Raw genomic sequence first — 12,075 nt, forward strand, 5'->3', positions numbered from 1 at the left:
TTAGTGGCGATTGACAGCACCTGGCGCCTGAGTCAGCCGATCACCTTGGTCAGATTCGGCAAAATCAACAACAGCGTCGTGGCGAAAAGAATGAGCCCTGCTTGACGAACTTTCGGTTGTTTGAACATGGCTTGACCGCCTTTATTGTTATTTCCTGATGCCTGCCTGCATATCCATGACGGCAAGCGATGCACTTCCTGTTGAAGAACGTCTGCCTCGGCAAAACCCGACGACACTGACGCACATGTTCTACCTTAGGGCCCGCGTTACGCTTGGCTTAGATCCATTTCGTATTTATCTACTGCTTGCGGCAATTAAAACGGCATGAGGCGTATTGCCAGCTTCTTCGCCGCCCGCTTGCTAGACAACTCGCCGACCTGAACCGGTTCACCCGGGCGTCGATGACCGTCCGTCTGAGCGTGTGCGTCAACCGCATTGAGCGCTGTGGTCATTGAATCCGGCGCCGCGCAGGCGAAGAGTGGAGGCACTCGCATTCACTCTCCGCACAGGTTCGAGGACGTCATGACCCAAGCTTTGATATTCGATGCGTTACGCACGCCCCGCGGCAAAGGAAAGGCCGATGGTGCCTTGCACAGCGTCAAACCGGTCAACCTGGTCGCCGGCTTGTTGACTGCGCTGCAGGAGCGCACTTCGCTTGACACCAGCCAGGTCGATGACGTGGTGCTCGGTTGCGTCACGCCGATTGGCGACCAGGGCTCGGACATCGCCAAGACCGCCGTGCAAGTGGCCGATTGGGACGTCAGCGTCGCAGGTGTGCAGATCAATCGCTTCTGCGCCTCGGGGCTGGAAGCGGTCAACCTCGGCGCGATGAAAGTGCGCTCGGGATTCGAAGACCTGGTGGTGGTCGGCGGTGTCGAGTCGATGTCGCGGGTGCCGATGGGCAGCGATGGCGGCGCCTGGGCGCTGGACCCTCAGACCAACCTGCACAGCCATTTCACCCCGCAGGGCGTCGGTGCCGACCTGATCGCCACACTCGAGGGTTTCAGCCGTCACGACGTCGATGCCTACGCCCTGCATTCGCAGCAGAAAGCCGCCCGGGCGCGCGCTGATGGTTCCTTCAACAAGTCGCTGGTGCCGGTGCAGGATCAGAACGGCATCATCTTGCTCGACCACGATGAGTTCATTCGCGCCGACTCGACCCTCGAAGGCCTGGCCAGGCTCAAGCCGAGTTTCGAAATGATCGGCCAGATGGGTTTCGACGCGACGGCGCTGCGGGTTTACAGCCATGTCGAGCGCATCAACCATGTGCACACCCCGGGCAACAGTTCCGGGATCGTCGATGGCGCGGCGCTGATGCTGATCGGCTCCGAAGCCAAAGGTCGCGCGCTGGGTCTGCAGCCACGGGCGCGGATTGTCGCTACGGCAGTCACCAGCACAGACCCGACCATCATGCTCACAGGCCCCGCGCCGGCCACACGCAAAGCCTTGGCGAAGGCCGGATTGCGCGTGGAAGACATCGATCTGTTCGAGGTCAACGAAGCGTTTGCTTCGGTGGTGCTCAAATTCATCAAGGACATGGCCGTCGACCCCGAAAAGGTAAACGTCAACGGCGGCTCCATCGCCATGGGCCATCCGCTGGGCGCCACCGGGTGCGCGATCCTCGGCACCTTGCTCGACGAGCTGGAAGTGCGGCGTCTGCGCTATGGCCTGGCGACGCTGTGCGTCGGCGGCGGCATGGGCATTGCCACCATCATCGAACGCCTCTGAGCCCTGAATTCAAGGAACCTTGTTATGAGCGAAGCCATTCGTTACGAAAAAGGCCAGGACGGTATCGTTGTGCTGACCATCGACATGCCGGGCCAGAGCGCCAACACCATGAACGCCGTGTACCGCGAGGCCATGGCCGCGTGTGTCTCCCGGCTGGTGGCGGAAAAAGACAGCCTCGCCGGCGTGATCATCACGTCGGCAAAGAAAACCTTCTTTGCCGGCGGCGACCTTAATGAATTGATCAAAGTCGGCAAGCCCCAGGCCAAAGCCTTTTACGACATGGTGCTGACCCTCAAGGGGCAATTGCGCACCTTGGAGACCCTGGGCAAACCGGTGGTTGCGGCGATCAACGGCGCGGCGCTGGGCGGTGGCTGGGAAATCTGCCTCGCCTGCCATCATCGCGTGGCGCTGGACGACGCCTCGGTGCAGCTCGGTCTGCCGGAAGTGACGCTTGGCTTGCTGCCGGGGGGCGGTGGAGTGGTGCGCATGGTGCGCATGCTCGGAATCGAGAAGGCACTGCCGTATCTGCTGGAAGGCAAGAAGGTACGTCCGCAGCAGGCGTTGCAGGCCGGGCTGATCGAAGAGCTGGCGGCGGATCGCGATGAGCTGATGGCCAAGGCTCGCGCCTGGATTGTGTCTAATCCGGCTGCGGTGCAGCGTTGGGATGTCAAGGGTTATCAGATTCCCGGCGGCACACCATCGAATCCTAAAGTGGCGCAAATGCTGGCGATTGCACCGTCAATTCTGCGCAGCAAAACCCAAGGCACGATGCCTGCGCCGGAGAAGATTCTGTGTGCGGCGGTTGAGGGCGCACAGGTGGATTTCGACACCGCGCACTTGATTGAAACACGCTACTTCACCGAGCTGACCACCGGGCAGATCTCGAAAAACCTGATCGGTACGTTTTGGTTTCAGCTCAACGAGATCAATGCCGGCGGTTCGCGGCCACAGGGTTTTGCACCGTATAAAACCCAGAAGGTCGGCGTGCTCGGTGCGGGGATGATGGGCGCGGGGATTGCGTTTGTCAGCGCTTGGGCGGGGATCGAGGTGGTACTCAAGGACGTCAACCTTGCCGCCGCCGAGAAGGGCAAGGCGCATTCGGCGGCGTTGCTGGACAAGAAAGTCGCCCGTGGTCAGATGAGTGCCGCACAGCGTGAAGCCGTGCTGGCGCGTATTCACGCCACTGAAAGCGATGCCGATCTGGCCGGTTGCGACCTGATCATTGAAGCGGTATTCGAAGATCGCGAACTGAAAGCCAAGGTCTCTGCGGCGGCTCAGCGTGTGGTGGGCGCCGACGCAATGATCGCCTCCAACACGTCGACTCTGCCGATCACTGGCCTGGCAACTGCCGTGCCGGATCAGAGCAAGTTCATTGGCCTGCATTTCTTCAGCCCGGTAGAGAAAATGCCGCTGGTGGAAATCATCAAAGGCGCACAGACCAGCGCTGAAACCCTCGCGCGCGGTTTCGATTTCGTGCTGCAAATCAAGAAAACGCCGATTGTGGTCAACGATAGTCGCGGCTTCTTTACCTCGCGGGTTTTCGGCACCTTCACCAACGAAGGCATCGCCATGCTCGGCGAGGGTGTCAGCGCGCCGATGATCGAGACCGAAGCGCGCAAGGCCGGGATGCCGGTCGGGCCGCTGGCGATCTCTGACGAAGTTTCCCTCAGCCTCATGAGCCATATCCGCAAGCAAACGGCCAAGGACCTGCAGGCCGATGGGAAACCGCTGATTGAGCACCCGGCGTTCGCCGTGATTGACTTGCTGCTTAACGAATACAAACGTCCGGGCAAGGCTGCAGGCGGTGGTTTCTATGAGTACCCGGCGGGTGGCCAGAAGCACTTGTGGCCGCAATTGAAGGCGCGCTTCGAGAAAGCCGACGGGCAGATTTCGCCGAAGGATGTGCGTGATCGCTTGTTGTTCGTGCAGGCCATCGAAACCGTGCGCTGCGTGGAGGAGGGCGTGCTGACTTCGACGGCGGATGCCAACGTGGGCTCGATCTTCGGTATTGGTTTTGCCCCGTGGACGGGAGGCGCGCTGCAGTTCATCAATCAATATGGCGTGAAGGATTTCGTCGCCCGCGCGCAGTATCTCGCCGAGCAGTACGGCGAGCGTTTTGCACCGCCGGCGCTATTGCTGGAGAAAGCTGCCAAAGGTGAAATGTTCTAAGGGCCCTGTTTCAGGAGCAGTGCGCATTCCGGGGCTTGCCTTGCCAGGGTGTTTCAAGGCAGGCTCTGGGGTGTTCATTATTCCCATCACGTGTCAGGTATTTTTTATGTCGCTACGCATCTGCATTCTGGAAACCGACATCCTGCGTCCGGAACTGGTCGATCAATATCAGGGTTATGGGCAGATGTTTCAGCGCCTGTTCTCGCAACAACCGATTGCCGCTGAGTTCACCGTCTACAACGTGATGCAGGGCGAATACCCGAGCGACGACCTGACCTTTGATGCCTATCTGGTGACCGGCAGCAAGGCCGATTCGTTCGGCACCGACCCGTGGATTCAGACCCTCAAGGAATACCTGCTGAAACGCTACGAGCGTGGCGACAAACTGCTTGGCGTGTGCTTCGGCCATCAATTGCTGGCGTTGCTGCTCGGTGGCAAGAGCGAACGCGCGACTCAAGGTTGGGGCGTCGGCACCCATCAATACAAACTCGCGGCCAAGGCGCCGTGGATGAGCCCGGTCCGTGAAGAACTGACGCTCCTGATCAGCCACCAGGATCAGGTCACCGCGCTGCCGGAAAACGCTACCGTCATCGCTTCCAGCGATTTTTGCCCGTTCGCGGCGTACCACATCAACGATCAGGTGCTGTGCTTCCAGGGCCACCCGGAATTTATCCACGATTATTCCCGCGCGTTGTTGGACTTGCGTCAGGAAGCGTTGGGTTCGCAGATCTACAGCAAGGGCGTGGCCAGTCTTGAGCAGGAACACCACGGCGCGACGGTTGCGGAGTGGATGATGCGCTTTGTGGCACACAAGCCGGAAACCGTCTGAGGCTAAAAAGCTTCGCGAGCAGGCTCGCTCCCACATCAGGTCTTGCGATCAATGTGGGAGCGAGCCTGCTCGCGAATGTCCCAGTCAACGCGGTCTGCGCTACAACCACCCCGACTTCTTGAAGCTCGCCCACAAACTCACACACCCCACCGTAATAAACCCCAGCACGCCGAAATAGCCGTAATGCCAGCTCAACTCCGGCATGTTCTGGAAGTTCATCCCGTAAATCCCGGCCACCGCTGTCGGAAACGCCAGAATTGCTGCCCACGCAGCGAATTTGCGCTGCACCACGCTCTGCCGTGATGCCTCAAGCAACACACCAATCTCGATGGTCTGGCTGGCAATGTCCGCCAGCGTGCTCAGGTCTTCCATCTGACGCGTGACATGGATCTGCACATCGCGAAAGTACGGGCGCATGTTCTTGTCGATAAACGGGAAGCTGAGCTTCTGCAATTCCTCGCCAATCTCCACCATCGGTGCCGCGTACCGGCGCAGGCGTACAACATCGCGACGCAAGCCGTGCAGCTTCTGAATGTCACGCTCGTTTAAGGCGCTACACAGCACGTTGCGCTCAAGTTCATCGATTTCGGCATGGATCGCTTCACCGACCGGCTGATAGTTCTCGATGACGAAATCAAGCAGGGCATAGAGGACGAAATCTTCCCCGTGCTCCAGCAGCAGTGGACGTGCTTCACAACGTTGGCGGACATGGGCGTAGGAGGCTGAATGGCCGTTACGCGCGGTGATGATGTAGCCCTTGCCGGCGAAAATGTGGGTTTCAATGAATTGCAGAATCCCGTTTTCACGAATGGGCGAGTAGGTGACGATAAACAAAGCGTCGCCAAAGGTTTCCAGCTTGGGTCGGCTGTGTTTTTCCAATGCATCTTCAATCGCCAGTTCGTGCAGGTTGAACTGACGTTGCAGGTTGGACAGCTCTTGCGCGTCGGGCTCTTCCAGGCCGATCCAGACAAAATGGCCGGGTTTCGCGGCCCAGGCCGCACCTTCATCAAGGGAAATATTGGTGATTTTCTTACCTGCGCTGTACACCGCAGCAGCAACAACTCGACCCATGGTGGTGATTCACTTCTTCTTGGCAGATGGCAGGGAATGCAAGGCTTCAGCTTAGCCATGTCGCTGCTTGAGAGTCAGTGAAATCTGCACAGTTCAGCGGGCAAAAGAAAACCCGCGCAGGGCGGGTTCCATTTTCAGGCGGCTTGCAGTTGCCGATCCATCGACTCGATGCACTCGCGCATCTGCTCGCGGCACTGATCGATGAGCATGGGCATGTCATCCATGGTCAGTCCGGCGGTAGGAATCGCCGGCAGCGAACGTATGAGGATTTTCCCGCTGCGCCAGCGATTCAGGCTCATGTGTTTGATATAGCTGCTGACGCACACCGGAACAATCGGCACGCCGGCCGCAATCGCCATCTGGAACGCGCCTTTCTTGAACGGCAGCAATTCTTCTCCGAGGTTACGGGTGCCTTCCGGGAATACCCAGATCGAGGTGTCTTCGTTCTGCAGGGTGTGAGTGGTGGTCAGCATCGACTGACGGGCCTTGTGCGCATTGCCGCGGTCAATCAACACATTGCCTGCCAGCCAGAACAACTGCCCGAACAGCGGAACCCACTTCAGGCTCTTCTTGCCGATGCAAACCGTGCGGTAGGGTACGACGTTGCCGAATACGAACAGATCGTAGTTGGACTGATGGTTGGCGATGATCACGCAACTGGCAGGCTTGTTCATCAAGCCGCTGACATCGGACTTCACCCGCAGACGCAAAATGCACATGGCCGGCAGTGCGTAGAGGCGAGCGCACAAGCGGCTGTTATCCGGATTGAACGGGCGGCAGATCCCGAGGATCACGCCAAGCAGGCCCGCGAGAATAAAGTGCAGGCCCATCAATAACATACGAAACACAAACAGCATTTGCAGGCCCCACCGGGACAAAAGGTGGCGCAGTGTACGGATGTGCACTGTTTTCGGCAATTGCCGCTATAGAGTCCGGAGATAGACGATGTTTAAGCGCATGTTTCCGACAGGGTTGTCAGACGCGTCCTAGAGCGGTCACGCCAATTTCAACCAAGCCCGCAAGAAAAAGCCCGACACGATGGTCGGGCTTTTTCTTGCGGGCCAACCGTGGGAATCAGCCCAGGTGTTCCTGATCCTGGATGATCGCGTTATCCAGTGTTTCCAGCAACGCCTTGCGCACCTTCAACTTGGTGTTCTTGTGCGCGAGCATATTGATCTTCTTCAACTGACGCGCAGCGGCCAGCGCGGCGCCCTGCAATTCTTCAGCGGCAACCACCTTGTCGAGGAAGCCGGCATCCACCGCACTTTTCGGATCGAACATCTCGCCGTTGATCACCGAACGGTGGAACGCTGAGCGACGCAGACGATCACGGGCCAGTTCGATACCGGCGTGGTGCATGGTCATGCCGATCTGCACTTCATTCAAGCCAATACTGAACGGGCCGTCGACACCGATGCGGTAGTCGGCGGACAACAGAATGAAAGCACCCTTGGCCACGGCATGGCCCGGGCACGCGACGATCACCGGGAACGGATGAGACAGCAGGCGACGGGCGAGGGTGGAGCCAGCGGTCACCAGTGCTACAGCCTCTTTCGGCCCGGCGGTCATCACTTTGAGGTCGTAGCCACCGGACAGAATCCCGGGCTGGCCGGTAATGATCACGATGGCACGATCAGTCACTGCCTGATCCAGCGCCGCGTTGAACGCCGCAATCACGTCCGGGGAAATGGCATTGACCTTGCCGTTGTTCAAGGTCAGGGTCGCAATACCGTCTTCGAGGTGGTAGGCAATCAACTCACTCATGACGCGATTCCTTGTAAGAAAGATGGGCAGACGTTACCCACCGCCGCCAGCCAGGTAAAGCGCCGTGACTGACCCGCCAGTCACCGTTTCCCGGCTCATCCCGCATAGCGAGCCACACGCAGGATGCTTCGCCTCCTATATAGAAGGCGCGCGCCCACCGAAGATTGGCCGGTTTGCCATGGGCCGCCCGAGGCGAAAGTGGCTTTTCCTCTTAACCGCATGAAAATTCTGAAAAAAAGTTTGCCATCGGAAAAGCTTTCGACTACATTAGCGCGCCTCGACAGACAGAACATGTTTGAAGAGATACGGTGAAGTGTCCGAGTGGCTTAAGGAGCACGCCTGGAAAGTGTGTATACAGGAAACTGTATCGAGAGTTCGAATCTCTCCTTCACCGCCAAATTAAGTAAACACAAAACCCCTGATTTCGGAAGAAGTCAGGGGTTTTGTGGTTTCTGGCGTCTGGAAAAGGGCTCATTGCTGGTAACAGGTTCAGTTTTTTCGCAACGTCAGTCACAAGTAGCGGAGCCAGTCGAGGCTGTTTCCGATCAGAGCGCCACTGGCTGGTGGCGGATGGTGTAGAACATTGCCGTGAACGACAAGGCTTCGTCAGGAAGCGGTTCGCCCGAACCTGCCAGCCTATCTCGCTCACGGGTTACAGTCGCAATCTCTATGGAAAAAGGACCAAGTGCATGATTATTTCTACCACGCATGCCATTGAAGGGCGTCAGATCACTGCCTATCTGGACATTGTCAGCGCCGAGTCGGTGCAGGGCGTGAATGTCATTCGCGATATGTTTGCCGGCATGCGCGACTTTTTTGGTGGGCGCTCTCAGACGCTGGAGCGTGCGCTGAAGGAAGCGCGGATTCAGGCGACCGACGAGATCAAGGAGCGAGCGCGGGCTTTGCAGGCGGACGCGGTGGTCGGGCTGGATTTCGAGATCAGCATGCCGGCGGGCAAGGGCGGTATGGTCGTGGTGTTCGTGACGGGAACGGCGGTCAGGTTGCGCTGACGATTGCGTTTGCGACGGGTGGGCCCATTCGTGTGGAATGGGCCCTGCGCCGTTGGTCAGCCCTGTGGTTTGAGCACCACGGTTCCTCTGGAGTCATACGTCAGGGGCGTATCGACGGCGACGAGAGGGAGGGCATTGGTCGGTTGATCTGGGGTGGCCGGCTGGCTCGGGTGGTAAATGACGCCAGGTTGCAGAACGGGCTTGTCGGGATAGGTGATGGTGATTTCACCTGAAGCAATCTTTTCCTTGAGTTTTTCTCCCCCGGCCTTACCGGCGGCGATCTGCTCGTCCGTGAGTTTTACGACTGGCATATTTGGAAATCCGTTGATCTGCATGATCTCTCCTTGAGATTCATTTGTAGGAAAGAGCGCAGCGGCCGATTTTCGCGAATCTTTAGCGACGGCCGACCAAAGGTCGTCGCAGCGTGTTTAATTTGTATCGTCCATTCGTCGGGGATAAGCGGGACTGAACCACAAGTCCAGTAATGACCAGCTAGTCTCAAAAGCCTTGGAGGTCGATATTTTTTCAGGCAGAAAGGCTTTGCCGGTGTCGGCCCGTTGCAGAGGGGAGAGACGATGACTGATCCGTATATCGAAGATGACGGCGCTGAGTTTTCATTCAACAACTGCGTGCGATGCGGCCAAACCGATTATCAGGCGGGGTTTGGCGAAGATCCGGTGCAGACCGATAAGATCAAGTCGGCGGCACCCAAGGGGCCGAAGGCGAAGTTTTTACCCAAGGTCACAGCGCGGGCCAGGAAATAGGTCTGGATGAACAACCCCGTCAACCAACGGGGTTTTTTATGTCTGCGTGCTGCAAATGAAATGTCCTACGAACGAATGGGTGAATTCTGTTTTTTTTTCACAAACTTTTCACGTTCACCGCAGTAGGGTGAAGCCATCCGTTAGAAAGCAAGTCTCCAGCCCGTCTCCCCAGCGGGCTTTTTTTTGCCTGTCATAAAACCTTTTGCAGAATCGCTGTCAAATCGGCGCTGAGTGCGCGCAGGTCCTTGATGTCGTCTGGACTTTTGCGCCCCGAGAGCATTCAATCCCGGCCCTTTTGCGCCATTCCGATTTGTTGAGGTTCACGTCATGCGTCTAACACTGCCCGCTCTGGTTCTGGGTCTTCTGGTTGCTCAAGGTGCGATGGCTGCCGGTGACGGCACCGCTGCGCTGGGCGGTGGTTTGGGTGGCGCGCTGGGTAATGTCGTCGGCCAGAAAATGGGCGGAAGCACCGGTGCAGCCATTGGTGCTGGCGTCGCGGGCGCAGCGGGCAGCGCAATGGCCGCGCGCAAGGGCAGCCGGACCAAAGCCGCCATCGGCGGCGGTGTGGGCGCCGCCGGTGGTTCGGTCATCGGCAACAGCCTCGGCGGCCGCACCGGTGCCACCGTCGGCGCGGGCCTGGGCGGCGCGGCAGGTGGCGCAGTGGGCAGCAATCTGTCCAAAGGCCACAAGCGTCACTGAGACTGATCGTCGTTGAGAAAAAGCCCGGGCTCGCTTGCCGGGCTTTTTCGTTGCTGAACGATTTTCCCGTAGGTGCCTCCAATTCACATAAGCCCTTACCTGGGTCAACTGTCCCGATTCGGGAACTGTGAGGTTCATATGCGATTGTCATTATCTGCACTGTTTTTCGGATTGCTGGTGGCGCAAGGCGCGATGGCCGCCGGAGACGGTTCGGCCGCCGTGGGCGGTGGCCTTGGCGGCGTGCTGGGCAACGTGGTCGGCGGTCAACTCGGCGGCAGCACGGGTGCGGCGGTCGGTGCCGGGGTAGGCGGCGCAGCGGGCGGTGCGGTCGGCGCGAATAAGCGCAATCGCACCGAAGCGGCGATTGGCGGTGGTCTCGGCGCCGCGGGTGGCTCGGTGGTGGGTAATAGCCTTGGCGGATCAACCGGTTCGGCGATTGGTGCAGGATTGGGCGGCGCGGCAGGTGGGGCGGTCGGCAACAATCTGGGTGACGATGGCGGAAAGTCCCATTCAGGTGGCGGCCACAAGCATAAAAACAAACATAAGAATCGCCATCATTGATTGTGCGGTTTAACGCAGACCCGGCTTTGTGCCGGGTTTTCCGTTTCTGGCGGTCAGACTCTGGAACGATTGGCCGTAGGGCTTTTCGAACCCATACAACCCATCAGATCCCCGAGGTATGCCATGACACCCGAAACCGAAGGCAAAGAAGAAAAAGGCCCAAGTGGATTGCCGTTCATCAATGATCCGGGGAATGAGGACCCGGGTTCGCTGATGGATGATGCGACGGTGCCGTTGAATGATGCTGATGAGGCGGATATGGAGTATGAGGAGGATGAGGATGAGCAGTGAATTGCGTGCGGTGCTGAGCGTGCTCATTGGGTGAGCGCCCGATGATTCAGGGGCCTGGGTTTCACAGGCCCTTCGATCAATAGCCATTGTGCGAAAAATCAACGTTGGCGCGTGCTAAAAAGATGCCATCCAGGATCGATAGAATGCTTTTTGATCCTCAATGTCGTTTGTAAGATCTGTATCTTCGAAGTCAAAAATTCGAACAATATCTCCATCATCTGCTGGTTCTCCGTTACGGAGTTCATAGGCCACGAGACCGGAAGACATTTGAGAGCTCATGTTCGATGGATGGACATTGATTTTTGATCCTTTACATAAGAATTTTATGTCCGGAAAATCTGCCCTTAATGCACCAAAAGATCCGTATAGATCGTAGGAAGTATAGGTTCTGGCTTGGCAATCTTTTCTTATGAAAGTTAAAGTGCTGTGCCTTCTGTCGCATTCAATAACAGCGGTTTCTAGACCTTGTGCAGTAAGGATTTGGATTTCTACTAGTTTCATCATTTTTTCCTGTTTGGATTGAGCACTGAATAGCCTTTGTAGCTACCGTCTTCGTTGACAGGTGTTGCTCCAACGATGTCCTGACTCTTGACTCCTCCGGGAAAGGCAATTTCGGCCTCGCGACGATGGGGTGAGAGAGCCCCGAGCTCTTTGTTGACATCGATGCCTCGAATGTTTTTCAGAACGTACACATAGCCATCAGCGAACCCGTAGCCAGTCGCAAACTTGGTAGCCTGCTCTTTGGAAACGGAAGTACTTACATACCAGCTTGGGGGACTTTTGTTATCCAAGGCATGAAGGAACAAATCTGTGCTGTCACCCCAAGGCTCAAACCCTGTTTCAAAAATTTCCCATGGTTCTCGGTCGTCTCCCCGATATAAATAGTAGTTTTTATGGTTCGGAGTTGGAGGGCTTGGCTCACCCTCATCAACCCTAGCGCCACTTGCCCCACCCGGCACCGCACATCCTGGATTATTCGGCGGCGGGCAGTTGGAGCTCAACCCCAACGGATCCACCCACCCCGTCGGATTCGGCACGTACTGGTACTGATTCAGCCCACCCGCCAACTTGATCGGATCGGGTGTCAGATACCTTCCCAGCCGCGGGTCGTAATAACGGTGCCGGTTGTAGTGCAGCCCGCTTTCGCCGTCGAAATACTGCCCCTGAAAGCGCAGCGGCTGGTCCAGGT

General features: G+C 57.7%; 14 protein-coding genes and 1 tRNA gene. 9 read left to right on the top strand and 6 right to left on the bottom strand.

What is annotated here, in order from left to right; all coding sequences use genetic code 11:
• The first annotated feature begins 522 nt into the window (after positions 1–522).
• From AACY19_RS25645 to AACY19_RS25655, 3 genes are all read left to right on the top strand, one after another.
• Complete coding sequence (locus AACY19_RS25645) at positions 523–1,728, top strand: acetyl-CoA C-acetyltransferase (RefSeq protein ID WP_339454337.1); 1,206 nt, start codon at positions 523–525, stop codon at positions 1,726–1,728.
• Positions 1,729–1,752: 24 nt separating this feature from the next.
• Positions 1,753–3,897 carry a 3-hydroxyacyl-CoA dehydrogenase NAD-binding domain-containing protein gene (locus AACY19_RS25650; RefSeq protein WP_339454338.1) on the top strand — a complete coding sequence of 715 codons (2,145 nt, stop codon included), beginning with the start codon at positions 1,753–1,755 and terminating at the stop codon, positions 3,895–3,897.
• A gap of 106 nt (positions 3,898–4,003) precedes the next feature.
• Positions 4,004–4,726 carry an amidotransferase gene (locus AACY19_RS25655; RefSeq protein ID WP_339454339.1) on the top strand — a complete coding sequence of 241 codons (723 nt, stop codon included), beginning with the start codon at positions 4,004–4,006 and terminating at the stop codon, positions 4,724–4,726.
• Positions 4,727–4,825: 99 nt separating this feature from the next.
• Here AACY19_RS25655 and AACY19_RS25660 read toward each other — a convergent pair whose 3' ends face one another.
• The 3 genes from AACY19_RS25660 to AACY19_RS25670 all read right to left on the bottom strand — a co-directional run bounded on the left by AACY19_RS25660 (position 4,826) and on the right by AACY19_RS25670 (position 7,561).
• Positions 4,826–5,797 carry a magnesium and cobalt transport protein CorA gene (locus tag AACY19_RS25660; RefSeq protein WP_339454340.1) on the bottom strand — a complete coding sequence of 324 codons (972 nt, stop codon included), beginning with the start codon at positions 5,795–5,797 and terminating at the stop codon, positions 4,826–4,828.
• A 134-nt stretch (positions 5,798–5,931) separates the two neighbouring features.
• Positions 5,932–6,654 carry a lysophospholipid acyltransferase family protein gene (locus AACY19_RS25665; protein WP_339454341.1) on the bottom strand — a complete coding sequence of 241 codons (723 nt, stop codon included), beginning with the start codon at positions 6,652–6,654 and terminating at the stop codon, positions 5,932–5,934.
• A gap of 217 nt (positions 6,655–6,871) precedes the next feature.
• Positions 6,872–7,561: a crotonase/enoyl-CoA hydratase family protein gene (locus AACY19_RS25670; RefSeq protein ID WP_339454342.1), complete on the bottom strand. Its 690-nt coding sequence runs from the start codon at positions 7,559–7,561 to the stop codon at positions 6,872–6,874.
• 307 nt (positions 7,562–7,868) lie between these two features.
• Between AACY19_RS25670 and AACY19_RS25675 the strand changes: the two genes are divergently transcribed.
• Positions 7,869–7,958: transfer RNA gene (locus AACY19_RS25675), tRNA-Ser, on the top strand.
• Between the two features lie 292 nt (positions 7,959–8,250).
• Positions 8,251–8,571 (top strand): YbjQ family protein, encoded by a 321-nt coding sequence (locus AACY19_RS25680; protein WP_339454343.1) that lies wholly within the window; start codon positions 8,251–8,253, stop codon positions 8,569–8,571.
• A gap of 56 nt (positions 8,572–8,627) precedes the next feature.
• Here the strand turns inward: AACY19_RS25680 and AACY19_RS25685 are convergent, their stop codons facing one another.
• On the bottom strand, positions 8,628–8,906 hold the full coding sequence (locus tag AACY19_RS25685) for a hypothetical protein (protein WP_339454344.1): 279 nt from the start codon (positions 8,904–8,906) through the stop codon (positions 8,628–8,630).
• 240 nt (positions 8,907–9,146) lie between these two features.
• Here AACY19_RS25685 and AACY19_RS25690 point away from each other — a divergent pair, with 240 nt between their 5' ends.
• The 4 genes from AACY19_RS25690 (at position 9,147) to AACY19_RS25705 (ending at position 10,886) form a co-directional block, all read left to right on the top strand.
• Positions 9,147–9,335: a hypothetical protein gene (locus AACY19_RS25690; protein ID WP_339454345.1), complete on the top strand. Its 189-nt coding sequence runs from the start codon at positions 9,147–9,149 to the stop codon at positions 9,333–9,335.
• Positions 9,336–9,662: 327 nt separating this feature from the next.
• Positions 9,663–10,034, top strand: coding sequence for a glycine zipper domain-containing protein (locus AACY19_RS25695; RefSeq protein WP_339454346.1), 372 nt, complete (start codon positions 9,663–9,665; stop codon positions 10,032–10,034).
• Positions 10,035–10,172: 138 nt separating this feature from the next.
• On the top strand, positions 10,173–10,595 hold the full coding sequence (locus AACY19_RS25700) for a YMGG-like glycine zipper-containing protein (RefSeq protein ID WP_339454347.1): 423 nt from the start codon (positions 10,173–10,175) through the stop codon (positions 10,593–10,595).
• Between the two features lie 123 nt (positions 10,596–10,718).
• Positions 10,719–10,886 (top strand): hypothetical protein, encoded by a 168-nt coding sequence (locus tag AACY19_RS25705; protein ID WP_003223252.1) that lies wholly within the window; start codon positions 10,719–10,721, stop codon positions 10,884–10,886.
• A gap of 114 nt (positions 10,887–11,000) precedes the next feature.
• Here the strand turns inward: AACY19_RS25705 and AACY19_RS25710 are convergent, their stop codons facing one another.
• Together AACY19_RS25710 and AACY19_RS25715 are read right to left on the bottom strand one after the other, a co-directional pair.
• Complete coding sequence (locus AACY19_RS25710; RefSeq protein WP_339454348.1) at positions 11,001–11,387, bottom strand: hypothetical protein; 387 nt, start codon at positions 11,385–11,387, stop codon at positions 11,001–11,003.
• A partial coding sequence (locus AACY19_RS25715; RefSeq protein WP_339454349.1) for an RHS repeat-associated core domain-containing protein occupies positions 11,387–12,075 on the bottom strand: 689 nt, incomplete at its 5' end. The genes AACY19_RS25710 and AACY19_RS25715, both read right to left, overlap by 1 nt.

The sequence above is a fragment of the Pseudomonas sp. EA_5y_Pfl2_R50 genome (genome assembly GCF_963970475.1).
GTDB lineage: Bacteria > Pseudomonadota > Gammaproteobacteria > Pseudomonadales > Pseudomonadaceae > Aquipseudomonas.